Source organism: Pararhizobium sp. IMCC3301 (assembly GCF_030758315.1).
Taxonomy (GTDB): domain Bacteria; phylum Pseudomonadota; class Alphaproteobacteria; order Rhizobiales.
This window is the reverse complement of sequence record NZ_CP132336.1, coordinates 2,860,078-2,884,430: the sequence shown is the minus strand read 5'-3', so window position 1 is coordinate 2,884,430 and position 24,353 is coordinate 2,860,078. Positions and strand designations below refer to the sequence as shown.

At 56.9% G+C, this 24,353-nt stretch carries 25 protein-coding genes; 14 read left to right on the top strand and 11 right to left on the bottom strand.

Features of this window, described 5'->3' with window-relative positions; translation table 11 throughout:
• Position 1: 1 nt before the first annotated feature.
• The 9 genes from cdd (at position 2) to pheT (ending at position 8,984) form a co-directional block, all read left to right on the top strand.
• Complete coding sequence (gene cdd, locus RAL88_RS14015; protein WP_306264336.1) at positions 2-391, top strand: cytidine deaminase; 390 nt, start codon at positions 2-4, stop codon at positions 389-391.
• Positions 388-1,221 (top strand): purine-nucleoside phosphorylase, encoded by an 834-nt coding sequence (locus RAL88_RS14010; protein ID WP_306264334.1) that lies wholly within the window; start codon positions 388-390, stop codon positions 1,219-1,221. Before cdd ends, RAL88_RS14010 begins: the two co-directional genes overlap by 4 nt.
• Entirely contained in the window at positions 1,218-1,973 is a 756-nt protein-coding gene (gene deoC / locus RAL88_RS14005) for a deoxyribose-phosphate aldolase (RefSeq protein ID WP_306264332.1), read from the top strand. The genes RAL88_RS14010 and deoC overlap by 4 nt, the downstream gene beginning before the upstream one ends.
• A complete protein-coding gene (gene deoA / locus RAL88_RS14000) occupies positions 1,970-3,316 on the top strand; it encodes a thymidine phosphorylase (protein ID WP_306264330.1) in 1,347 nt (448 codons plus the stop codon). The genes deoC and deoA overlap by 4 nt, the downstream gene beginning before the upstream one ends.
• A complete protein-coding gene (locus RAL88_RS13995; protein ID WP_306264328.1) occupies positions 3,316-4,536 on the top strand; it encodes a phosphopentomutase in 1,221 nt (406 codons plus the stop codon). The genes deoA and RAL88_RS13995 overlap by 1 nt, the downstream gene beginning before the upstream one ends.
• A 218-nt stretch (positions 4,537-4,754) precedes the next feature.
• Positions 4,755-4,952 carry a 50S ribosomal protein L35 gene (gene rpmI, locus RAL88_RS13990; protein ID WP_306264326.1) on the top strand — a complete coding sequence of 66 codons (198 nt, stop codon included), beginning with the start codon at positions 4,755-4,757 and terminating at the stop codon, positions 4,950-4,952.
• Between the two features lie 25 nt (positions 4,953-4,977).
• Complete coding sequence (gene rplT, locus RAL88_RS13985) at positions 4,978-5,334, top strand: 50S ribosomal protein L20 (RefSeq protein ID WP_306264324.1); 357 nt, start codon at positions 4,978-4,980, stop codon at positions 5,332-5,334.
• 125 nt (positions 5,335-5,459) lie between these two features.
• A complete protein-coding gene (pheS, locus tag RAL88_RS13980; protein ID WP_306264322.1) occupies positions 5,460-6,545 on the top strand; it encodes a phenylalanine--tRNA ligase subunit alpha in 1,086 nt (361 codons plus the stop codon).
• A gap of 12 nt (positions 6,546-6,557) precedes the next feature.
• Positions 6,558-8,984: a phenylalanine--tRNA ligase subunit beta gene (gene pheT / locus RAL88_RS13975; protein WP_306264320.1), complete on the top strand. Its 2,427-nt coding sequence runs from the start codon at positions 6,558-6,560 to the stop codon at positions 8,982-8,984.
• Between the two features lie 135 nt (positions 8,985-9,119).
• On the opposite strand, the gene RAL88_RS13970 is transcribed toward pheT, so the two are convergent.
• The 6 genes from RAL88_RS13970 to fabA form a co-directional block, all read right to left on the bottom strand.
• Entirely contained in the window at positions 9,120-10,259 is a 1,140-nt protein-coding gene (locus RAL88_RS13970; protein ID WP_306264318.1) for an IS4 family transposase, read from the bottom strand.
• Between the two features lie 274 nt (positions 10,260-10,533).
• Entirely contained in the window at positions 10,534-11,229 is a 696-nt protein-coding gene (locus RAL88_RS13965; protein ID WP_306264316.1) for a M48 family metallopeptidase, read from the bottom strand.
• A gap of 50 nt (positions 11,230-11,279) precedes the next feature.
• Positions 11,280-12,986, bottom strand: a complete 1,707-nt coding sequence (phaZ, locus tag RAL88_RS13960; protein WP_306264314.1) for a polyhydroxyalkanoate depolymerase — start codon at positions 12,984-12,986, stop codon at positions 11,280-11,282.
• Positions 12,987-13,124: 138 nt separating this feature from the next.
• Positions 13,125-13,916, bottom strand: coding sequence for an enoyl-ACP reductase FabI (gene fabI / locus RAL88_RS13955; protein ID WP_306269698.1), 792 nt, complete (start codon positions 13,914-13,916; stop codon positions 13,125-13,127).
• Between the two features lie 56 nt (positions 13,917-13,972).
• The gene (gene fabB, locus RAL88_RS13950) at positions 13,973-15,187 is read right to left on the bottom strand and encodes a beta-ketoacyl-ACP synthase I (protein ID WP_306264312.1); all 1,215 of its coding nucleotides are present in this window, start codon (positions 15,185-15,187) and stop codon (positions 13,973-13,975) included.
• A gap of 33 nt (positions 15,188-15,220) precedes the next feature.
• Positions 15,221-15,754, bottom strand: coding sequence for a 3-hydroxyacyl-[acyl-carrier-protein] dehydratase FabA (gene fabA / locus RAL88_RS13945; RefSeq protein ID WP_306269696.1), 534 nt, complete (start codon positions 15,752-15,754; stop codon positions 15,221-15,223).
• Positions 15,755-16,022: 268 nt separating this feature from the next.
• Here fabA and irrA point away from each other — a divergent pair, with 268 nt between their 5' ends.
• Positions 16,023-16,460, top strand: coding sequence for an iron response transcriptional regulator IrrA (irrA, locus tag RAL88_RS13940; protein WP_306269694.1), 438 nt, complete (start codon positions 16,023-16,025; stop codon positions 16,458-16,460).
• A 53-nt stretch (positions 16,461-16,513) separates the two neighbouring features.
• Here the strand turns inward: irrA and RAL88_RS13935 are convergent, their stop codons facing one another.
• From RAL88_RS13935 to soxC, 3 genes are read right to left on the bottom strand one after another with little or no spacing between them, the layout of a single operon-like run.
• Positions 16,514-17,656: an amidohydrolase gene (locus tag RAL88_RS13935; protein ID WP_306264310.1), complete on the bottom strand. Its 1,143-nt coding sequence runs from the start codon at positions 17,654-17,656 to the stop codon at positions 16,514-16,516.
• A 36-nt stretch (positions 17,657-17,692) separates the two neighbouring features.
• Positions 17,693-18,358 (bottom strand): c-type cytochrome, encoded by a 666-nt coding sequence (locus RAL88_RS13930; RefSeq protein ID WP_306264308.1) that lies wholly within the window; start codon positions 18,356-18,358, stop codon positions 17,693-17,695.
• On the bottom strand, positions 18,342-19,553 hold the full coding sequence (soxC, locus tag RAL88_RS13925; protein WP_371932183.1) for a sulfite dehydrogenase: 1,212 nt from the start codon (positions 19,551-19,553) through the stop codon (positions 18,342-18,344). The genes RAL88_RS13930 and soxC overlap by 17 nt, the downstream gene beginning before the upstream one ends.
• 415 nt (positions 19,554-19,968) lie before the next feature.
• Between soxC and RAL88_RS13920 the strand changes: the two genes are divergently transcribed.
• The 4 genes from RAL88_RS13920 (at position 19,969) to RAL88_RS13905 (ending at position 22,855) form a co-directional block, all read left to right on the top strand.
• On the top strand, positions 19,969-20,361 hold the full coding sequence (locus tag RAL88_RS13920) for a DUF805 domain-containing protein (RefSeq protein ID WP_306264304.1): 393 nt from the start codon (positions 19,969-19,971) through the stop codon (positions 20,359-20,361).
• 16 nt (positions 20,362-20,377) lie between these two features.
• Positions 20,378-20,788, top strand: coding sequence for a DUF805 domain-containing protein (locus RAL88_RS13915; RefSeq protein ID WP_306264303.1), 411 nt, complete (start codon positions 20,378-20,380; stop codon positions 20,786-20,788).
• A gap of 120 nt (positions 20,789-20,908) precedes the next feature.
• Positions 20,909-22,093 (top strand): succinyl-diaminopimelate desuccinylase, encoded by a 1,185-nt coding sequence (gene dapE, locus RAL88_RS13910; RefSeq protein WP_306264301.1) that lies wholly within the window; start codon positions 20,909-20,911, stop codon positions 22,091-22,093.
• 30 nt (positions 22,094-22,123) lie between these two features.
• On the top strand, positions 22,124-22,855 hold the full coding sequence (locus RAL88_RS13905) for a spermidine synthase (RefSeq protein ID WP_306264299.1): 732 nt from the start codon (positions 22,124-22,126) through the stop codon (positions 22,853-22,855).
• Positions 22,856-22,866: 11 nt separating this feature from the next.
• Here the strand turns inward: RAL88_RS13905 and RAL88_RS13900 are convergent, their stop codons facing one another.
• Both RAL88_RS13900 and folE read right to left on the bottom strand, forming a co-directional pair.
• Complete coding sequence (locus RAL88_RS13900) at positions 22,867-23,373, bottom strand: 6-carboxytetrahydropterin synthase (RefSeq protein WP_306264298.1); 507 nt, start codon at positions 23,371-23,373, stop codon at positions 22,867-22,869.
• A 78-nt stretch (positions 23,374-23,451) separates the two neighbouring features.
• Positions 23,452-24,093 (bottom strand): GTP cyclohydrolase I, encoded by a 642-nt coding sequence (gene folE / locus RAL88_RS13895; protein ID WP_306264296.1) that lies wholly within the window; start codon positions 24,091-24,093, stop codon positions 23,452-23,454.
• Positions 24,094-24,353 lie beyond the last annotated feature (260 nt).

Sequence of the window (24,353 nt, the reverse complement as noted above, 5' to 3'; positions counted from 1 at the left end):
GATGTCCAGGGATCTGTTTGAAGCAGCCCTTGCTGCGCGGGCCAAAGCCTATGCGCCGGCTTCGCAGTTTTCGGTCGGGGCTGCGATTCGCGGTCGCAACGGAAAAATCTATGCGGGCTGCAATATTGAAAATGCCGCCTATCCGGAAGGCTGGTGCGCGGAAACCTCAGCCATTTCCCACATGGTGATGGATGGCGAACAAAGCATTGCCGAAGTCTGTGTCATCGGCACGGGCGATGTGTTCTGCACTCCCTGCGGTGGCTGCCGTCAGCGCCTTGCCGAATTCGGCTCGGCAGATGTGCCGGTGCACATCGCGAAAGATAGTGGCATTGTCGAGACCTTCACACTGGGTGATCTGCTGCCCGCCAGCTTTGAACTGGACCGCTCATGAGCGAGATATCCGATCTTGCCAGCGCCGAGGCGACTGACGCATTGAGACTGGTGCGCCAGTCGACCGGGCGACGCTTTTCAGCCGGTCTCATCCTCGGCTCCGGTCTGGGCGGGCTCGCCGACATGGTGGAGAACCGCATTGAAATCCCCTTTACCGAGTTGCCCGGATTTCCCGCATCCGGCGTTTCCGGCCATGCCGGCATGATGATTGCGGGGGATCTGGCCGGCTTGCCGGTGGTGCTGTATTCCGGGCGTTCGCATTTTTACGAGCAGGAAGACGCAGCGGTGATGCGCCGACCGATCGCTCTGATGAAGGCGCTGGGCTGTGACATGGTTGTGCTGACCAATTCCGCCGGATCGCTGCACCCAAAAATGGCTCCGGGTTCCGCAATGCTGATTACCGATCACATTAATTTCTCCGGCTCCAACCCGCTGTTCCGGGAGTCGTCGGACCGGCGGTTTGTCGGCCTGACCGAAGCCTATGACAAGAGCCTGCGCGACCGGTTTGACCGGATCGCAGAACGTCAGTCCATCACGCTTCACCATGGCGTCTATATGTGGTTTTCCGGCCCGTCCTTCGAAACCCCGGCGGAAATCAACATGGCGCGAATTGTCGGCGCTGACGCGGTGGGCATGTCAACTGTTCCGGAAGCCATTCTGGCGCGCTTTTTCGATATGCGCGTGGTGGCGCTGTCTGCTATCACCAATCTGGCTGCCGGGATGACCGGGCAGGAACTGTCACATGATGAAACCAAAGAGAATGCGCCGAAAGCGACGGAAAAGCTGAAAGCGCTGATTGGTGGTGTGTTGGAGGAACTGGCAAGAACATGACTGATACCGGATTGCTGAAAGGTCTGATTCGCTGTCTCGATCTGACAAATCTGAATGATGATTGCGATTCAGCGGCACTGGCCGAACTGTGCAAAAAAGCACAGACGCCGCACGGCAATGTCGCTGCGGTCTGTATCTGGCCGCGCTTTGTCAATGAGGCAAAAAAGCTGCTCGCCGGAACCGGCATCAAGGTCGTAACCGTGGTGAATTTCCCGCAAGGCGGCGAAGCCACGCTGGCGGTGGAAGAAGAAACCCGTCAGGCCCTGAGCGACGGTGCCGATGAGATCGACCTGGTGATGGCCTATCAGGCACTGGCTGAAGGCCGTGCCGGGTTTGCCGAAACGCAGATTGTGAGGATCAAGCGCATTTGCGGTGAGAAAGTGCTGAAAGTCATTCTGGAGACCGGCGCGTTGAAGACGCCCGAACTGATACGAGCAGCCTCTGAATTGGCGCTTGCGGCAGGCGCGGACTTTTTGAAAACTTCAACCGGCAAAGTCGCGGTCAATGCCACGCTGGAAGCGGCGGAAATCCTGTTGTCAGTAATCGCCGACAGCGGTGCGACAAAAGGCTTCAAACCCGCCGGCGGCATGAAGTCCGCAGCGGATGCGGTTGCCTATTTTGAAGTGGCACAGCGGGTCCGTGGTGACAAGGTGCCCGATCCCGACACATTCCGCCTTGGCGCCAGCAGCGTGCTGAATGCCCTGATCGCCGCCATAGAAGGGCGCGAGGAAACCAGGGGAACGGGCTATTGAGCTATCTGCCTCAAGAGTTGATCCGCAAAAAGCGTGATGGATTTGCGCTGGAAGCCGATGAAATCAAGTTTCTGATCAACGGACTGGTCGGGCAAAGCGTCAAGGCCGAGCAGATTTCCGCCTTCGCCATGGCGGTGTATTTCAACGACATGACCATGGCCGAACGTGTGGCCCTGACCGAGGCGATGCGCGACAGCGGTGATGTGCTGGACTGGTCGGATCTGCCGGGTCCGGCGCTGGACAAGCATTCCTCCGGCGGTGTCGGCGATAATGTGTCGCTGATGCTGGCACCGCTGGTAGCGGCCTGCGGCGGCTATGTGCCGATGATTTCGGGGCGCGGCCTTGGCCATACCGGCGGCACGCTCGACAAATTTGACGCCATTCCCGGCTATCAGACCAGCCCGGATAATGCCCTGTTCCGGAAGACCGTGCGCGACATCGGCTGTGCGATTATCGGCCAGACAGCCAACCTCGCCCCTGCAGACAAGTTGATTTACGGCATTCGCGATGTCACCGCGACGGTGGAATCGGAAGCCATGATCACCGCATCAATCCTGTCGAAGAAACTCGCCGCAGGGCTTTCGGCGCTGGTGCTGGATGTGAAATGCGGCAATGGCGCCTTTATGGCGACGGAGGCGCAGGCGCTTGGCCTTGCCAATTCTCTGGGCACGGTGGCAAATGGCGCTGGCCTGCCGACCCTGGCCCTGGTGACTGATATGAATCAGCCGCTGGCTAATGCTGCCGGCAATGCAGTTGAAGTGCAGAACGCAGTGGACTTCCTGACCCGCGCCCGGCCGATGCCGCGGATGGAGCGCATTGTGCTGGCACTGTGTGCGGAAATGCTGGTTCTGGGCGGTCTCTACAGCGATACAGCGGACGCCCACACGGCGTTGCAAAAGGTCTGGGAAAATGGCCAGGCGGCTGAAGTGTTCGAGCGCATGGTGGCAGCCCTTGGCGGTCCGGCTGATTTCATCAGCGCAGCTGGACGACATCTGCCGGTGGCACCGATTATCCGCGATGTGTTTGCTGATGAGGCCGGACCGGTCAGCCGGATCAAGACCCGCGACATCGGCCTCGCCGTCATCGGTCTTGGCGGCGGGCGCACCACGCCGGATGACCAGCTCGACTATTCGGTCGGGTTTTCGGCTCTGGCCGGGATTGGTGATATGGTGGATCATCAGACGCCGCTCGGCCGGGTCCACGCCAGCTCGCAAGCCCGCGCAGAGGCAGCGGCGGCGGCGTTGCAGGCCTGCTATGAAATCGGCGGCGAGGTAGAACACAACCCGGTTATCCTGCATCGTCTTGGACCGGAGGATTTTGCAGGCGGGCAGGAGGGTTTGTGATGGCGCGGGTGTTTTTGATTGTCATGGACAGTTTCGGCATTGGCGGCGCGCCGGATGCTGCCGCCTTCGGCGATGAAGGGTCAAATACGCTGGGACATATCGCCGAGCAGTGTGCCAGAGGCGGCGGTGACCGGGACGGCCTGCGCGCCGGGCCACTGCAACTGCCCAATCTGGACCGGCTGGGGCTTGGTGCAGCAGCAAAATTATCGACCGGGAGGCGCCCTGCGGGACTGGACTATTCCGGGCCCATTGATGCGGCCTGGGGTGTGGGACGGGAAATTTCCACCGGCAAGGACACGCCTTCCGGGCACTGGGAGATTGCCGGACTGCCAGTGCCATTCAGCTGGGGCTATTTTCCCGACACCGAACCGTGTTTCCCGGACGAACTGATTGCCGCAATTGTGGAGCAAGCCGGTCTGCCCGGTATTCTGGGTAACAAGCATGCCTCCGGGACAGCGATTATTGAAGAGCTTGGTGAAGCGCATATCAGCAGCGGAAAGCCGATTTTCTACACGTCGGCGGATTCAGTGCTGCAGATTGCAGCCCATGAGAGCCATTTTGGTCTCGACCGGCTGTACCAACTTTGTCAGATTGCCCGTGAGTTGACCTATGATCTGGTCATAGGCCGGGTTATTGCCAGACCGTTTAACGGCGAAAGCGCGGCCGAGTTCGAACGCACCGGCAACCGCCGCGACTATGCCATCGAACCCACCGAAGATACATTGCTTGACCGCCTGAAAGCCGCCGGCCGGCAGGTCATCGGAGTGGGAAAAATCTCCGATATCTTTGCCGCGAAAGGGATTACGAAATCCATCAAGGCGAGCGGCAATCCGGCCTTGTTCGAGGCGATGATGGAGGCGGAAACCCTGGCCGGGGACGGCGATCTGGTGTTCGTCAATTTTGTTGATTTTGACATGTTGTTCGGCCATCGCCGCGACGTGCCAGGCTATGCGGCGGCGCTGGAAGCGTTCGACGCCATGCTGCCGCGCTTCATCGGGCAGATGCAGGCGGGAGATATGGCGATCATCACTGCCGATCATGGCTGCGATCCGAGTTGGACCGGCACGGATCATACACGCGAACAGGTTCCGATCCTGGCCTTTGGGCCGGACATAGCACCACTGGAAATCGGTGTGCGCACCAGCTTTGCCGATATGGCCCAAACCGTGGCCGCGCATCTTGGCATTGCGCCGGGCAAACATGGCCGTAAATTCCTCTGAAGAGACAGAGGCAGCGCGCTGTTGCGCAATCAGCAGAATCGTCAAACACCCCCTTGCCCTCACCGCCACACCCCGTTATAAGCTGCGGCTTCATTGGAACTGGCCGGCAGGGCATGCCGAGTCCGTTCAAAATGCTCCAGCCCACACAGTGAGTTGCCGAGGCGCTTCCAGCGCATCAGGGAACTCCGGGCTGACAAAGACAAACCAAGGAGAGCAAAATGCCCAAAATGAAGACCAAATCGGGTGCGAAAAAGCGCTTCAAGGTCACTTCGAGCGGAAAGATCAAGGTTGCGCAGGCCGGCAAACGCCATGGCATGATAAAACGCAGCAAGAAATTCATCCGTCAGGCGCGGGGCACCACGGTGCTGTGTGCCCAGGATGCTCGTATCGTGAAGAAATTCCTTCCTTACGCCTAATTGATCTTACCGGAGAATACAGAAGATGGCCCGAGTTAAACGGGGCGTTACCGCCCACGCCCGTCATAAAAAAGTTATCAAAGCTGCCAAAGGTTATTATGGCCGCCGCAAGAATACCATCCGCGTTGCCAAGCAGGCAGTGGAGAAAGCCGGTCAATACGCCTATCGCGACCGCAAAACCAGAAAACGCAATTTCCGCGCCTTGTGGATTCAGCGCATCAACGCTGCTGTGCGTGAACATGGCTTGACCTATGGTCGATTTATCGACGGCCTCAACAAGGCCGAGATTGCTGTGGATCGCAAAGTTCTGTCTGACATTGCCATTCATGAGCCTGCTGCTTTCAAAGCTCTGGTGGACAAAGCGCAATCCGCGCTCGCCTGATTCAAAGCCGCTGCTTCGGCCCTGTTGGGGCCTGACACTGAACCCACGTTGGCGGCACCAGCGTGGGTTTTGTCATGTTGACGCGCCATCGATTGAATTGAAATCTTGAACATCGGAAGTCTCCAATGAGTGATCTGGACACATTAAAGCAATCCGTATTGTCTGATATTGCGGCAGCGGCAGATGAAGCGAAGCTGGAAGCGGTGCGCGTTGCCAGCCTTGGCAAGAAAGGCTCCATTTCCGAGGCGATGAAGTCTCTTGGCCGGATGGATGTCGAGGAGCGCAAAATCATGGGCCCGGCCCTGAATGCGCTGAAAAACGAAGTCGCCGATGCGATTGCCGCGCGCAAGGATATTCTGGAAGCGGACGCTCTTGAACAGCGCCTTGCCACCGAACGTATCGACATCACCCTGCCGGTGCCGGCCGGCCCGGCGGAGCGCGGCCGCATTCATCCTGTGTCCCAGGTGGTGGACGAAATCACCGCGATTTTTGCCGATATGGGATTTTCCATCGCTGAAGGCCCGGATATTGAAACCGACTATTACAATTTCACGGCGCTGAATTTCCCCGAAGGCCATCCGGCGCGGGAAATGCACGATACATTCTTCTTCAATCCGAAAGAGGATGGCGAGCGTCTGTTGCTGCGCACCCATACCTCGCCGGTGCAGATCCACACCATGAAGGCCGAGGAGCCGCCGATCCGGGTGGTCATACCGGGCCGCACCTATCGCTGTGACAGCGATCAGACCCACACACCGATGTTCCATCAGATCGAAGGTCTGGTGGTCGATAAAACCTCGACGGTGGGTACCATGAAATGGGTGCTGGCGGAGTTCTGCAAAGCCTTTTTCGAAGTTCCGGAAGTTGATATGCGCTTTCGCCCCAGCTTTTTCCCCTTCACCGAACCGTCGCTGGAAGTCGACATTCGCTGCGACCGCTCCGGCGACAATGTGAAAATCGGCCAGGGCGATGACTGGCTGGAAATTCTGGGCTGCGGCATGGTGCATCCCAATGTGCTGAAAGCCGGTGGTCTTGATCCCGATGAATATCAGGGCTTTGCCTGGGGCATGGGGATCGACCGGATTGCCATGCTGAAATACGGCATGCCGGATTTACGCGCCTTTTTCGACGCCGATGCCCGCTGGATCGAGCATTACGGTTTCCGCCCGCTCGATCTGCCGACATTGTTCGGCGGGTTGAGCCGCGTATAGGGAGACAGAGACATGAAATTCACCCTCTCCTGGTTGAAAGACCATCTCGACACCAGCGCATCGCTGGATGAAATCGTCGATGCGCTGACGATGATCGGACTGGAAGTGGAAGCGGTCGATGACCGCGCCCGGTTCAAGCCTTTCACCATTGCCAAAGTGCTGACTGCCGAACAGCATCCCGATGCCGATAAACTGCGCGTGCTGTCAGTGGATACCGGCTCCGGTACACCGGTTCAGGTTGTGTGCGGCGCGCCCAATGCCCGCGCCGGGCTGATCGGGGCCTTTGCCGGTCCCGGCACCTATGTGCCCGGAATTGACCTGACGCTTGGCACATCCAGCATTCGCGGCGTGGAAAGCTCCGGAATGATGTGCTCAGAACGCGAGCTGGAACTGTCGGACAATCATGAGGGCATCATTGATCTGCCCGAAGACAGTCTGACGGATGCGCCGGTCGGATCTTCCTTTGCCGCCTATGCCGGGCTGGATGATCCGGTGATTGAAATTGCCGTGACGCCAAACCGGCCGGATTGCCTGGGTGTTTACGGCATTGCCCGCGATCTGGCCGCTGCCGGTCTTGGCACACTCAAGGACGGCAGCATTGCCGCCGTTGAAGGCAAGGGCGCGTGCCCGGTGTCGGTTTCGCTGGAATTTAGCGACACCGAGCCCTTGTGCCCAGCCTTCGGCCTGCGCCTGATCAGCGGCATTCAGAACTGCACATCGCCGCAGTGGCTGCGACAGCGCCTCACAGCCATCGGTCTGCGGCCAATCAACGCGCTGGTGGACATAACCAACTTCATTACTTTTGATCGTGGCCGCCCGCTGCATGTTTTCGATGCGGATAAGGTAAATGGTGATCTGGTGGTCCGGCGCGGCAAAGACGGCGAGGAAATCGTCGCACTCGATGGCAAGAGCTACCAGGTCAATCCGGATATCTGCGTCATTGCCGATGACAAGGAGCTGGAGTCCATTGCCGGGGTGATGGGCGGCGAAGCCAGCGGCTGTTCGCAAGATACCACAAATGTGCTGATTGAATCGGCGCTTTGGGAACCCTTAAACATCGCCCGTACCGGACGGGATCTCGGCATCCATTCCGATGCCCGCTTCCGGTTCGAGCGCGGCGTTGACCCGGCGATGATGCTGCCCGGTCTTGAACTGGCAACCCGGATGGTGCTGGAATTCTGTGGCGGCGAGCCAAGCAATGTGTTGCTCGCCGGTGCGGTTCCGGCACCGGCCAAGACCGTGGATTTCCCCTATTCCGACATCCAGCGACTGACCGGCCTTGACGTGCCGCGCCAGCGCACCAACGCCATATTGGAAAGCCTCGGCTTCCCGGTGAGCGGCAGCGGCGATAGTGTCCAGGTGTCGGTGCCCAGTTGGCGGCCGGATGTCGATGGCAAGGCCGATATTGTCGAAGAGGTGATGCGCATTGTCGGGGTCAATGAGATTGCGCACCGCCCGATTGAGCGCGGCGACCATGTCCAGGGCCCGATCCTGACACTTCGCCAGACCCGGGAACGCAGGGCCCGGCGGGCATTGGCCTCCCGCGGCATGATGGAAGCTGTGACATGGTCGTTTCTGGCAAAAGATCAGGCTGAAGCCTTTGGCGGCGGTCAGCGGGAACTGGCACTGGCCAATCCGATTTCCAGCGATCTGTCGGATATGCGGCCCAGCCTGTTACCCAATCTTATCAGCGCGCTGCAGCGCAACGGTGATCGCGGCATCAACAATCTCGCGCTGTTTGAAGTTGGGCAGATTTTCACCGGTGACCAGCCGGACGCGCAGAAAACCGGTGCAACCGGGGTTCGACGCGGGGCCATGCAACTGACCCATGAAGGCCGTGACTGGCGCGGTGCGGCACGCAATGTCGATGCATTCGACGCCAAGGCGGATGCCTTTGGCGTGCTCGCCGAACTGGGCGCACCGGTGGCCAATCTGCAAGTGGTGGCAGAGGCTCCGGCCTGGTATCATCCCGGCCGTTCGGGGCGTATTCAACTGGGGCCAAAGCAGATTTTCGGAACCTTCGGAGAGCTGCACCCGGCCATCTTGAAACAATTCGATGTGGACGGGCCGGTGGTCGGGTTTGAGATCATTCTGGAGAATCTGCCGGCACCGCGGGCCAAGACTACGCGCACCAAAGCCGCGCTTGATCTGCCCGAACTGCTACCGGTTTCGCGCGATTTTGCCTTTGTCGTCAGCTCCGATGTGAGCGCCGACAAAGTCTTGAAAGCGGCAAGATCCGCCGACAAGAAGCTGATCCGGAATGTCGCGATCTTTGATGTTTATGAGGGCGGGCGCATGGAGCCGGGGCAGAAATCCCTGGCGATTGAGGTGACCTTGCAGCCGCGCGACAAAACCCTGACCGATGAGGATATTTCAGCGGTCAGCGCCGCCATTGTCGCCTCCGTTGAAAAGGCCACCGGCGGCAGGTTGCGCGGTTAGTCGCGAGCAATTCAACCAAGTTGCAATTCGATATCAGCCCGGGGAAGTGCTCATTTTCTCAGAATAGTTGAAAGCAATGTCATGAAACCTGGATCCCCGGAACAAGTCCACTACTGTCCGGTTTAACTTTCAGCATCATAACAGCACCATCTGGTGGCTGTTTTTTATGGGTATTGGATCAGGCATCAGCAGGCGATCAATTTGTTTTCGGTGCATGAGATTTGCTCGAATGATGCGGGCGAAAGCCAAGGGCGTTTTGATGGTCGTCTGGGTTTTCTGTGCAAACCGCAACAGCAGGAAGGCAATGAGGGCCACGGCGATTTGAATGCGCAGTGCGTTTTCACTGCGCCCCACACAATGGCGGATTTTCAGAGTTTGCTTGACCCATTTGAAGAACAGTTCAATGGCCCATCGCTGCTTGTAGAGATCGGCGATTTCCTGCGCCGAGGCATCAAGGTCGTTGCTTAAAATGCGGAGAACCTTGCCGGTTGGGGTTTTGAGTTGTACCTCGCGTACCGGGTCGGTGAACCGGGTCTTGCCGTTTTTGGTTCTTTGCGGCAGAAGGCCGATACGGTCCAACAGGATGTCGCCGCCTTCGGGCACATCCAGAACCACCGTTTCCTTCAGCGTTGTATTCTTCTTGAGCCGGGTGACAATCCGGCACCCTGCCTGATCCAGCGTGGCCCACCAGTTAAAGTCATAATATCCCAAGTCAAAAACATAAGTGGCACCCGGTTCAACAGGCATGGCTTTGGCGGGTGTAATGTCATTGACATTGGCAGCGCTCACCTGAGCATAGACGGGATACTCGGCATTGGCATCATAGATGATATGTGCTTTGGCACCGCAAGCCTTGTGGGAAAAGTGGGCCCATTGCGAGCCCATGCCGGACAAGCTTATACCGGTTGCATCAATCAGATAGGTGGCATCTGCGATCTTGCGCCGCATCCCGCGGCCTGCTCGTGCTGCAAGAGTGGCAAACAGGTCAGTAAAAACCTCGCTTGGCCGGGTGGCATTGGCATCAGCCAATGTGGAGCGCTGAACTGGACGGCTTCCCAGATGATAAAGACGGTTTTGGTGGCTGGCCAGCCCGCCAACAAGCTCGCGCAGACTGACAGCGCCTGAAAACTGCGCGTAGAGCATGGCAATAAACTGATCTTTCGTACTCAACCGGCGAATACGATGATCGGATTGGTGCTTGTCCACAAGCCGATTAAACACGCCCCAGGGAACATGCTTCAATATCTCGTGAAATACGCTATTCTCATGCCGCATGGTGTTGACCTCTACTTCGTGTCCATAACGTTCGCTAAACCGTTGGAAACAAGTAGAATCAATACCATGCAACATGTCCACCGATTTTAAACCGGACACCAGTGGAACAAGTCCGGGGATGACGGGATGGGGTAGTGCGGCGAATTGTTCAGGGACGGATTTGCCGGATGGCAGACTGTCCACCCCCATGAAAACCCTCCCTCCAGCGTCATCCCCGGACTTGTTCCGGGGATCCAGTCTTCATGGCATCTGCGTCCGAAAAACACTCTGTTTTTCACCCAGAACCATACCGCCAGAGCCGGGTGCCTTCGCTGCGCAACCAATGGCGATGTCGCTCATAATGCGGGCAGAGCGTTGCCACATGGTTCCAGAAATCCGGGCCGTGGTTCATTTCCTTCAGATGCGCTACTTCATGGGCGACCAGATAATCAAGCACGTCCGGCGGTGCCAGGATCAGCCGCCAGGAAAAGCTCAGCGTGCCTGCCGATGAGCATGATCCCCAGCGGCTTTTGCCGTCGCGCAGCCGGATTGCGCCGGGTTTCACGCCTAACGCCGCGCCGTGCACGGCCACAAGGCGGCGGTAATCTTTCAACGCTTCGGTCTTCAGGAAATCCTGCACACGGCGGGCGAAATGGTCCGGGGCGCCGGCGACATGAAGCTCGGCACCGGCTTCGCCCTCGACCGGTTTTACCAGCCCTCGCCTGGCCCCTGTTGCGACCAGCCGATGCTGCACGCCGCGCAGTGGAATCCATGCATCCGGCGCAAACGGGCAAGGCTCTTCCAGCCGCCCGAGCCGCTCGATGATCCAGTCGGCCTGATCGCGGGCAAACCGTTCCGCCTGCTTGCGGCTGCCGCCTTTGGGGATGGTAACGATGGCTTTTCGGTGTTTGGAATCGAGCTTTAAAATGTAGCGTCTGGCGCGTGAATTGGGACGCAGCTCAACCATGATGGCCTGGCCATCATGGTACATTGTCAGCTCAGTCCTGGCAGGTTTCTGCTGTCTTGAAGCAAACAGCATTGTCAGCCGAGGGAGGCGTCTTTCGCAGGCATATCCGTCAGTTTTTTTGCCTGCTCGACCCATTTGTCGCGGGCAATACGGCCCTTGAATGTCAGCTTTTCATCCAGTTCGGTAATTGCCTTGCGGCTCAAGCGGGCGATCTGGGCAAAGTGAAAAATACCGATCTGGTTAAGCGTGTTTTCCAGCTTCGGTCCGAGCCCCGAAATTTTCTTCAGATCATCCGCAGCACCCTGCGGTTTGGACAACAGCAAGCTGGCCAGATCATTTCTGGCTTTGGCCAGCGCCGGCTTTTTGCGTCTGCTCTTGCGGGTTTTGGCAGCAATGGTCTGTTCTGCGCCTGCAGATGGTTGTTTCTTGACCGGTGCGGTTGCAACCGCCTTCGCAGGCTGCTTTGCCACCGGCGCGGGCGCAGCATTCACTGCAGACAGCCGCTCACTGTGAGTCGCGGTAAAATCGCGGATGCGCGGAGCAATTTCCGAGCGGAACCGCGATCCGTTGAAAACGCCGTAATGGCCGACCTTGGGCTGCATGTAATGAGCGCGCATATCCTCCGGCAGATTGGTGCAGACCCGGTGGGCGGCTTGCGTCTGTCCAACGCCGGAGATATCATCATTCTCGCCTTCAACCGTCATCAGCGCAATGCGGTGAATGGCAGAGGGGTCGACCAGATGGCCGCGATAGGTAAATTCGCCCTTTGGCAGGGCGTGTCTGATGAATACTGCATCCACAGTCTGAAGGTAAAACTCGGCTGTCAAATCCATGACCGCCATATATTCATCATAGAAGTCAGTGTGCTTGTCGGCGGAATCACCGTCGCCTTCAACAAGATGGTTGAAAAACTCCTTATGGGCGTCCAGATGGCGGTCGAGATTCATCGACATGAAGCCGGTGAGTTGCAGAAAGCCGGGATAGACCGGGCGCATGAAACCGGGATGCGGGAACGGCACCTTCATCACGGCATTGGTCTCAAACCACTCCAGATCCTTTTCCTCGGCCATCTTGTTGACAGCAGTAGGATTGATTCTGGTGTCAATCGGGCCCCCCATCAGCACCATTGACGCGGGCAGCGCCGGATGATCCGCTTCATCCATCAGAGCTGCGGCGGCAAGCACGGGCACAGATGGCTGGCAGACCGCCATGACATGAGCGCCCTTGCCGAGATGGCCGAATATCTGGATCAGATAGTCGATATAATCATCCAGATCGAAACCGCCTTCGCTCATCGGAACCGCGCGGGCATCAATCCAGTCTGTGACATAGACATCGTAATAGGGCAGCATGGTTTCCACAGTGCCGCGCAGCAGGGTGGCATAGTGGCCGGACATTGGCGCAACGATGAGCAGTTTGGGCTCCGGCGCAGATGTCTTGCGCCGTGTCGGGTTGGGCCGCTGGAAGTGGACAAGATTGCAAAACGGCCGCGACCAGACGGTTTTCTCGCGCACCGGAACCTCGATGCCATCAATTTCGGTGGTCTCCAGACCGAATACCGGTTTGCCGTAGCGCCGCGTGGTGCGCTCGAACAATTCGCAAGCGGCAGAGACATTCTTGCCGAAGGCGCTGTGAGACAGCGGGTTGAGCGGGTTATCGTAATACAATTTGGTAGCATCTGCGACCGCGCGCAAAGGGGCGAACGCGGCATGACTCATTTCATACCAGTGATAAAAGGGCACTTGGGAAAACCTTGGGTTTCGGGCGAGATCAATCGTCATACTGCAGCGCAATATGGGCCTCATTCCATGATCCGGCAAGGCGTTTGCAGGGCAAACACGACTAAAGTCGCGAGAAAAGCGCTTTTTGGGCAATTATAAGCCGGCTTATCAGCGAATAATGACGAAGTCGGCTTTAAATCAGGTTCTGATAGCTTTCAATTGCTCCAGCCGGGGCATGGAAAGAATATTATATCCGCTGTCGGCGAAGTGGATTTCACCAGTCACGCCGCGTGACAGCTCAGACAGCAGATAAAGCGCACTGCCACCGACATCCTCAATGGTGACATTGCGCTGCAGCGGACAATTCTTTTCCTGAAAATCAAACATCAGACGGGCATCAGCCACACCCGCTCCGGCCAGAGTGCGCACCGGGCCTGCGGAAATGGCGTTGACGCGAATGCCCTGGGCGCCAAAATCACCTGCCAGATAGCGCACCGATGCTTCCAGCGCCGCTTTCGCAACGCCCATGACGTTGTAATTCGGCATAACACGCGAGGAACCGCCATATGTCAGCGTAAGCAGCGCACCGCCATCGGGCATGATCTCGGCAGCACGGGCGGCAATTTCGGTGAATGAGAAACAGGAAATCAGCATGGTGCGCGAGAAATTCGTGCGGCTGGTCGCGGCATATTTGCCTTTCAGTTCGTTCTTGTCGGAAAAGGCAATGGCATGCACCAGAAAATCAATGCTGCCCCAACGCTTCTTGAGGGCCTCAAACACGTTGTCAACGCTGGCCAGATCCTCCACATCGCAGGGAATCAGCAGGTCGGAACCGACACTTTCCACCAGCGGCTTGACGCGCCGCCCGAACGCTTCTCCCTGATAGGTGAAGGCAAGCTCCGCACCTTCCGCATGCAAGGCTTTTGCAATTCCCCAGGCGATCGAATGATCATTCGCAACACCCATGATAAGTCCACGCTTACCGCGCATCAATCCGGCTGCAGAACAGGGAATATCTTTTGTTGTCTCAGTCACTTCAGCGCCCCTTACACGTCGCGGCGGAAAACAAGAGTTGCGTTGGTGCCGCCAAAGCCAAATGAATTGGTCAGAGCTATTCTGACCTCTGTATCCTTGCGCTCACGCAGAATGGGTACACCTTCAAAATCCGGGTCGAGCTCTGTGATATGAGCGCTCTCCGCCATGAAGCTGTGCTCCATCATCATCAGGCAGTAAACCGATTCCTGAACGCCGGTAGCACCGAGTGAGTGGCCGGTAAGGGATTTGGTCGCCGAGATGAAGGGGATCTTCTCGCCAAAGACTTCCTTGATGGCGCCGATTTCCTTCTTGTCGCCGACCGGCGTCGAAGTGCCATGGGTGTTGATGTAGTCCACAGTACCCTCAACGGTCGAGAGTGCCTGCTGCATGCACCGCACCGCGCCCTCGCCCGATGGTGCCACCATGTCATGGCCGTCGGACGTTGCGCCGTAGCCGACAATTTCACCATAGATTTTTGCGCCACGCGCTTTGGCATGTTCCAGTTCTTCCAGAACCAGAACGCCGGCGCCCCCGGCGATAACAAACCCATCGCGGGTCGCGTCATAGGCCCGCGAGGCCGTCGCCGGCGTGTCATTGTGCTTGCTGGTCATGGCGCCCATAGCGTCGAACAGATTCGACATTGACCAGTCGAGATCCTCGCTGCCTCCGGCAAACACAATGTCCTGCTTGCCCATCTGAATCGTCTCATAGGCATTGCCGATGCAATGATTTGAGGTGGCACAGGCCGAGGAGATGGAATAGTTGACGCCGAGAATTTTATAGGGCGTCGCCAGTGTCGCAGACGCTGTGGAGGACATCGCCTTGGGAACGGCAAAGGGGCCGATGCGTTTGGGCGATTTGTTCTCGATGGTGGTCGCGGCGGCCTCAATGACTGTCTTGGTCGAGGGGCCGCCGGAGCCCATTATGATGCCGGTTCGCGGGTTGGAAATGTCACTCTCTTCCAGGCCGGAATCCTCTATGGCTTCCTGCATGGCAACCCAGTTCCAGGCTGATCCCATACCCATGAACCGGGCTGCACGCCGGTCAACCAGAGTGAATGGATCGAGTGTCGGCTTTCCGTAAACCTGGCAGCGAAAGCCAAGTTCGGCATATTCTTCCGAACGGGTGATGCCCGAGCGGGCGGTCTTGAGACTGTCCAGAACTTCGGCTTTGTTATTGCCAATTGAGGACACAATGCCCATGCCTGTAACGACAACGCGTTTCATGGTTCGGCTCCTTATATCGATCAAAAATGTTGCCTATGCTTCGGTTTGGGCTTCGGTTTGGGCTTCGGTCTGGAACAGACCGACTCGCAAATCCTTGGTCTGATAGATAGTTTCGCCATCGGCCTTTAGCCAGCCATCAGCGATACCCAATTTCAGACGTGAACGCATGACGCGTTTGATTTCGATGCCATATTCGATGCGTTTGATATCCGGCGTTACCATTCCGGAAAACTTGACTTCACCCACAGACAGGGCGCGGCCGCGGCCCGGTTCGCCAAGCCAGCCAAGATAAAAGCCGAGCAATTGCCACATCGCGTCAAGCCCGAGACAACCCGGCATGACCGGGTCCCCTTCAAAATGACAGGCAAAGAACCAGAGATCCGGATTAATGTCATATTCGGCCCGGATCAGGCCCTTATTATATTCGCCTCCCTCTTCGGAAATCGCGGTGATGCGATCGAACATCAGCATCGGCGGCAAAGGCAACTGGGCATTGCCCGGTCCGAAAAGCCGGCCATGACCGCATTCCAGCAGAGCTGCCTTGTCAAATGAAGATGGGCGCGTGATCTGGGGTTCGCCTGAAATCTGTTTATCGCTCACTTAAATTCTTTCTCCGAGATGAGGGCCGATGGCATGCTGACACCACCGAAACATTGCTGTCCGTAACACAAGCATGTTCCCACGAAAAGAGCAGTTCGGGTTCAAATACAGACGCGCGCAGCATTTCGCGGATGCAGCAAAACCTTGCGGTTTTAACGCGCACTGCCTATTGTTGAAAGAGGCAAACAGCAAGGATTGAGGCTCCATGGGCGGAACCCAAACACCGCATGCAACAATGAAGCACGAAGCGATGAACGAAACAGGCGTGGTGGATTTGCTGCGCGATCATCATTTGCGCCCGACTCGCCAGCGCGTCGCGCTTGCCGAGATGCTGTTTTCCAGGGGACACCGGCACATAAGTGCCGAGGCTCTGCACGAAGAGGCGGATGGCCTGAACATCAAGGTTTCGCTGGCGACGATCTATAATACGCTGCACCAATTCACCAATGCCGGGCTGCTGCGCGCTGTCCCTGTTGATGGCTCAAAAACCTATTTCGATACCAATGTCGCCAATCACCATCATTTCTTTGTCGAAGATGACCAGATGGTGATCGATATTCCGGCGCAGAGATTTTCCGTCGGCATGCTTCCAGAGCCACCAGAAGGCATGGAAATTACCCGGGTTGAAGTGGTTGTCCGGGTGCGCCGCAAATCCGGATTCAAAACACCCTGAGCGCAAGACATCCCTCAGCCCATCGGCGCGCTGGCGGATAGCGGTGGAACAGGCTACAGCACATTTTTGATGATGCGGATGAAAATCCGCGCAGCCGGCCCGATCAGAGCATCGGGAAAATCAAAATCCGGATTGTGCAATTGCGGCTGCTTCGTGCCCGACCCCAGGAAGAACATCGCAGCCTTGCAGTGGCGGCCGAACGCACCGAAATCCTCCGACCAGCGCATCGGCGCATCAAGCAAGTGACAGGGGATGTTTTCTGCCTGCGCGGCCCCAACCACCATTTGCGTGGCGTCCACATCATTGTGACAAGTCGGAAATATATCCTGATAGCGGATGAAATAACTCAAACCCGCATCTGCCGCAGTGGTGCGGGCCAATTGTTCCGACGCAACGACCAGTGCCCGCATCCGCTCTTCGGTCGCGGTGCGCAATGTGGTCCAGACTTCCGCCGCGCCGGGGGCAATGCCAAAGGCGGCCTCGCCAAGGAATGCGTGAACGATTGTGGTCAGAACAAACTCGTCATCAGCTTTACCGCCCCGGCTCATCGCGGTGATCCCGTTCATGAATACAGTCATGGCGGTCATCGGGGATACGCCGTCTTCGGGGTTGGAGGCGTGCGAGGTTCTGCCCTCAAATCTGACACGCATCCCGCGTGAAGCGCAATTGAGAGCGCCGCTTTTCAAATACACTTCACCCAGATTGAATCCGGGTACATTATGCATGGCAAACGCAAAATCGGGTTGAATGCGGGCAAAATCCGGGTCAGCGATGACGGCCTCAGCCCCAGCGCCAGTTTCCTCGGCGGGCTGAAACAACAACACTACCCGGCCGGTTTGCGGCCGGTTTCCATGCAGGATCATCGCAACCGCGCAGACAATCGCCATATGACCGTCATGACCGCATAAATGAGCGGTGCCGCTTTGCTGTGAGCGGTACGGCCTGTCAGAAATTTCCACGATGGGAAGCGCGTCCAGCTCGCAGCGAATCAGGATGGTCGGACCTGAGCGCCGGCTGTAATAAATCGCGGCTACGCCGTGTCCACCGAGGCCGGTGATGATCTCATCGGGAGAAAATTCCTCCAGCCAGGTGGCTATGAAACGCGCTGTTTTGACTTCTTCTCCGGACAATTCCGGAGCCTGATGCAACGTCTGACGCAACCGCGTCAACGCCGCCAGGTCAGCCGCCTGCAACATGTCTGTCCTGCCCCCAAGTCAAACCTGAGCTTTTAATCAGTCAATCGAGCCAGATGCGTTGTCATCGTCTTCGACGTCCGGCGTGACATCCAGTATCCGGGCACGGCCTGTGATTGTCACCTCGGATTTGCAATTCGTCATACAGGCTTCCGTGGTGTCGAAGACAGGGGTATCAGGCCTCGGGTCAAAAAAGAAATTGTCTTCATTGGGCAGGCGGATAGAGGTGAAGTTGGCTTTGGAAAGTTCAAAATCCTCCTGCGTCACCACATCGTTCATATACAGCAGATAGGCCGTAATGGCATAGATTTCATCCGCTGTCAGAGTCCCGGATTCACCAAATGGCATGGCGCGATTGATGTAATCATAAAGTGTCGACAGATAAGGCCAGTACGAGCCGATGGTCTTGATGGGACGGTCATCGGTCAAGGTGCCCTGGCCTCCCGCCAGCACCGGCCAGCGGCCAACACCCTCACCAAACTCACCGTGGCAGGCGGCACAGCGCTCGGAAAAAACAACTTCTCCCTCGGCCACTGTGCCGGAGCCTTCGGGAAGGCCTTGACCATCCGGGCGGACATCGATGTCCCAAGCCGCAATCTCGTCGGTTTCGGCGACACGGCCGAGGTCAAAACTGCCGGCCAGCACCGGCCCGGCCAGCACCATGACAAGGCCAATGGCGACAGGGACCTTAAGAGACTTCAACATTTTCCACCTCCCCCGGACCTTTGACATGCCAGGTCTGGATACCATTATTGTGATAGATCGAGTTCACACCGCGAACCGCCCGCAGATCCGACTTGGTGGGCTGCACATAGCCGGTGGAATCAATTGCCCGCGATTGCAGCAGCAACGGCCGGCCATCCCAGTCGAAATCGAAATAGAAACGGTGAACGGATTTGTCGAGGCTGGGGCCGTCAATCCGGGCAGTCTGCCAGTTGCGGCCTCCATCAAGGCTGATATCGACACGGGCAATTGTGCCGCGACCGGACCAGGCAAGCCCGGTCAGGACGGTTTGCCCCTTGTCATGCATCAGCGGCGCCTGTGGCGAGGGATTGGTAATCACAGATTTGGCGTCCATCGCAAAGGTAAAGCGGCGGGCCTGGCCGTCCTCCATCAGATCGGTGTATTTCGAGGTTTCTTCACGCAGTTGCCAGGGTGCATCGCCGATTTCAATGCGACGCAGCCATTTTATCCACATATTGCCTTCCCAGCCGGGCACCACCAGACGAATCGGATATCCCTGTTCGGGCCGCAGTGCCTCGCCATTCATGGCAAAGGCAACGAGGCAGTCATCCATGGCTTTGTCCAGCGGAACCGAACGCGCCATCAATGCGCTGTCAGCGCCTTCGGGCAATATCCATCTGGCTTTGGATTTGACACCGGCCGCGTTCAGCAGATGGCTCAACCGCACTCCGGTATACATCACATTGTGCACCATCCCGTGGGTGAACTGGCAGCCATTCAACTGGGCACCGCGCCATTCCATGCCCGAATTGGCGGCACATTCCAGAAAATAAATATGGTTTTCACGGGGGAACCGCTTCAGATCCTCCATAGTGAAGACCAGTGGTTTGTCGACCATGCCGTGGATCATCAGGCGGTGCTCGGACGGGTCGACTTCTGCAATGCCAGCATGATGGCGTTCAAAACACAGCCCGTTCGGAGTGATGATGCCATCCAGCTCGTGCAGCGGCGTGAAATTCACCGATGACACGGGATCGGCTGTCAGCCAGGCGACATTGCGGCGCACCACCTGCGATTCAAATGGAGAGGGCGTGCCGTAGGGACGAGCATCCACCCCTTCACCGAGATACTGGCTCCAGTCCCGGGGCTCCAATATGGCGGCTTCGCCGGCGGCAGCCGTTCTTGGACCAGATAAAAGCCCAGCCCCGATTGCCAGCGATGATGCAGCTCCCGCCCGCAGAAAGCTGCGGCGCGACGGTGTCGCATCGGTATTTGACTGTTGGTTGGTAACAGGATTGCTCGTCCGGTTTTTCAGCTCTGTCATACCAGGCCCTCCCCTGCCTTAGAAACATAATTTCGTGTGAATTTCCTCGAACACATCATTACATTCTTTTTTTTGAATGTAAACATTTCAAGGCGCCACTCCGGTGCGCTGAAACGTGCAGAAAGATATATCTTGCCACCAGGGTCGGAATTTTGAATCTCGGGCGATTTAAAATGGTTCACGGGTTGCTTCAGCAGACCGGCCTTGACTGAACTGATCGATTGGCTCGACATTCCAGTCTGTATCGAATGGCCCGACATGCATAAATTATCGTCCAGGGCCGGAACCCAATTGACAAAATCCCGGCATGAACACAAAACCACTCAAGCGCAATCTGTTCTGGATGTTTTTCAGCTTCTATGGCCGCATTTCCCGGCGCGAATACTGGTGGGCTCAACTCAGCCTTCTGGCGTTTTTCGTGGCAGCAGTGTTTATCATAGACCGCAGCGGTGGTCTGGATGAGCCGGAAGCCTCCACCGCTGCTGTGCTCGGCATTGCGGTCCTGCTGCAGATTATCTGGTTCTTCGGTATATGTGTTGCGGTCAAACGTGTGCACGATATCGGCTGGCCCGGTGGTCTTGCGGTGTTATTGTTTATTCCGCTGCTGGGCTTCTTATTCTGGCTCAAAATAGGGTTCAGTAAGGGACAGATGACAGAAAACAGATATGGCCTGCCTCTCAGCCAGGCAGGTCCTGAATAAGGGTGTGAGATCGCAAATGGCGGATTTACAGCAATCAGACAAGAACGCGGGAACAAACGGTGTGCTGTGGGCGCTGTTTCGGTTTTCCGGACGCATCAACCGCGAAGAATACTGGTGGGCCAATGCGGTTCTGCTGGGCATTTCGCTGGTGACGTTCAGAGTGGTATTCGGCGATTCGGTGGAGATGACTCAGGACGGACAGATGCATTTTCCTGAGACATTGATGCCATCTTTCATGCTGGTCCTGCTGGCGTCGCTCTATGTGACGTTTGCCATCTCGGTGAAGCGCCTGCACGATCTGGGCTGGCCTGGCATTGTGGCGGCGGTATTTCTGTTTCCTGCGATTGGCCTCTTCGCATTTGTCGTGCTGGGCCTGTTGAAAGGTCAAAACCAATCCAACAAATATGGCCCGGCACCACCACGATGAGGTTGCAGTTAATCTGCAACGGCGCTGCTGTCGGCGGCAAAAACACGCCCTTCGGACTTTCTTCACCCGGCACCTGATGCTAGAGCAGTTTGATCGCTTACCAGCAGGCCAGCAACCGCCATGTCAAACCAGACTGCCGTCAAGATACTGCAGGACCTGATCAAATGTCCGTCCATCACTCCGGATGAAGGCGGTGCCCTGTCGGTGCTTCAGGCGTTGCTGGAACCTGCCGGTTTTGACATCTCCCGCATGCGCTTTGACGATGCCAACAGTCCTGCGGTTGAAAACCTGTATGCAGGCTTCGGGTCCGGTGGTCCGCATTTTGTTTTTGCCGGTCACACGGATGTCGTGCCGCCCGGAAGCCTGGCGGACTGGTCCCATGAGCCCTTTGTGGGGGACATTGAAGACGGTGTTGTGTACGGGCGAGGTGCCGTTGACATGAAGGGCGGGATCGCCTGTTTTGCAGCGGCAGCGCTGGAATATCTTGCAGATCACCCGGACTTCAAAGGCAGAATTTCGTTTTTGATTACCGGCGATGAAGAGGGGCCGGCGGTCAATGGCACTGTCAAGCTGCTGCAATGGTGTGCCGACAATGGCGTGGTATTCGATCATTGCATCGTCGGCGAGCCAACCAATCCTTCAGTCTTGGGCGATACCATCAAAGTCGGCCGGCGGGGCTCGATTTCGGCGCGGCTGACGGTGAACGGCGTCCAGGGCCATGTTGCCTATCCGCATTTGTCAGATAATCCGGTGCGCAGCATCACCGGCCTGCTTTCCGCCCTGATGGAACCGGCACTGGATAGCGGCAATCAGCGCTTTCAGCCGACCAATCTGGAAATCACCAGTATCGATTCGGGAAACGAAACCTCGAATGTGACGCCAGCCAGTATTTCTGCGCTGTTCAATGTACGCTTCAATGATGAATGGACGCCTCAGACCATTGCGGCAGAACTGACCAGCAGACTGGATCAGGCGGTCCTCGACAATCGCTTCCGCGGTGCTGACAAGGCTCCGATCTCATACGATCTTGAATTTATCGGCAATCTGTCTGACAGCTTTCTGACCCGTTCCGACACGCTGATCAATGCGTTGAGCGATGCAGTGCACTTCGTTACCGGGCGCAAGCCGGAGCTGTCGACAGGGGGCGGCACTTCGGACGCACGATTCATCAAAGATTATTGCCCGGTTGTGGAATTCGGGCTTGTCGGCCAAACCATGCATCAAGTCGATGAGCGCGTAGCAATTGATGATCTGACGGCTCTGAGCCGGATTTATCGCAGATTTCTGGAGGTATATTTTGCCTGATCCCGCGTCCGACCGGAAAGGCTGCCTGTGATGAGTTCAGCATTTGAAGAACTTGCCTACAGGGCGACCCCGATCGGCGATCTCAGTCTGCGACGGCGCCGCGATCCGGCACTGAATGTCGATGTCCTGGAGATCAAACTGGGCGATGAATTCCTGATGTCGGACCTGTTTACCGTCTCGGAAATCGCGCTGGCTGATCTGGGTCTGGCGCAATTGAGCGGTGGCGATCTGGAGATTGTGGTCGGAGGTCTTGGCCTTGGTTACACTGCACAAGCTGTGCTGCGCCACGAAAAGGTCGGATGCCTCGTCGTGGTGGAGGCGCTGGATGCCATCATTGACTGGCACCGCTCCGGCCTGCTGCCTCTCGGGTCCGGGCTGACAGGCGACCCGCGCTGCCACTTTGAGCTTGGCGATTTCTTTGCAATGGCGGCTTCGGAAATCGGCTTCGATCCAACTGCGCCCGGCCGCAGATTTGATGGGGTTCTGGTTGATATCGACCATTCGCCGGACTTTCTGCTGGATCCGCAAAATGCCGGTTTCTATCAGCCTGAAGGCCTGCAAAAGCTGGCGCGGCACCTGAAGCCAGGCGGTGTTTTCGGCCTCTGGTCAAATGATCCGCCTGATGCGGAATTCACCGCCAGACTGGCTGAAATTTTTGACAGCGCTTCGGCCGAAAAGGTCAGCTTTCACAATCCGCTGCAGCACCGGGATTTTGTCCAGACTGTCTATCTGGCCCGCACGAAGGCCCGAACGAAGGCTTGAACGCCGCCGGTTCAGAGGATCGAATAGATTGCGGAGTTGCCGCCATGTTCGCGGACTTCGACGCTTTCCAGCCAGACCCGTTTCTGGGTCTGTTCTGTCAGGAACTGGCTAACGTAATCAAACACATATTGTGCAGTTGCCTCGCAACCTACTGCCGGCATTATCCGTAAATCGGCCAGGCCGGCGTTCGCGAGACCCTCAAAGACAGGTAGTTGAGGATCATCCTCCGCCAACAGCAAAGTGTGATCAAACATTTGCTTCAGCCACGCCTTGACCGGTTTCAATCCACCGAAATCGAAGCACCAATTGTGCTGGTCCAGTTCGTGAGTGGCAAATACAAATCTGAAGGCCAGAGCATAGCCATGAATTAACTGGCAATGTGAATGAGATGCGCGCCACTGCCGAAAACAACAGGAGAGCCCTTCCTGATGGTCATAGGTTTTCGTCGATCTGTAGATTCTGCGCGGCGCGGCACCGGTTGCAACGGCTGGACTCACGACTGGCGAATTGTGGTTCATAGAGATTATACCCTTGTCAACGAGACAGCACTTCTGCGCAGCCCTGGGCCCCGCTGCAGCCTGCATGCGGACCAAACGCTATCTGCTCAGTTGCTCCAGCGCCCGGCATTCGTCGAGAAATTCTTTCCGCAGAGTCAGGTCGCTTTGCATATCACCGTGATAAAATGCGTTCACCATCCGGCCGTCCTGCGAGGCGCGCACACCGCGATGGGTCCTGCACATATGCACGGCACTGACACGAACGGCCAGGCCTTTCGGATTGGTCTGGGCGACGAGGTAATCACCGATCTGCTGGACCAGTTCTTCCTGTATCTGCAGTCTTGAGCTGAAATATTCGACGATACGATCATATTTGGAAAGGCCGATAATCTCGCCATCAGAGCTTGGCACGACACCGATAAAGGCATGGCCATAAATTGGCATCATATGATGGGCGCATGTGGATCGCACTGTGATCGGCCCGGTAACTATCAGCTGTTCATATCGGTTGGCGTTATCGAAACATGTAATGGCGGGCGGTGCTGTATAGCGGCCATGCAGCAGGTCATCGACCAGCATCTTGGCCACTCTTTCCGGAGTGTCCCGGGTATTGTGATCGTTTTTGTGGTCGATATGAAGGATATCGAACAATTCCCGCATTTTTTCTGCAGCACGCAGCCGCATCTTCGTGCGCTCGGCTTCACCGATTTCACCGAGAGCTTCGTTGCAAAGGTGTGCCAAATTCAAATCTTTCGGTTGAACGTTCACAAGGCCATCCTCATAACTCCGTGCCTGAAACAGATATAAATACGCAGCGAACAACGTATCAACGAATTACAACAGAACTAGTTAACTTAAAATTAACCGACTACTTATCCTGCGTGCCATAATTTACGTGTTGTTATTTCCTGCATCTTACAAATTTCGATTAATATTGTTATTTACGGGAGTTGTAATATGTGGGGACAATTAATCTCGAGTTTAACTCGTGTCGCAGTTTT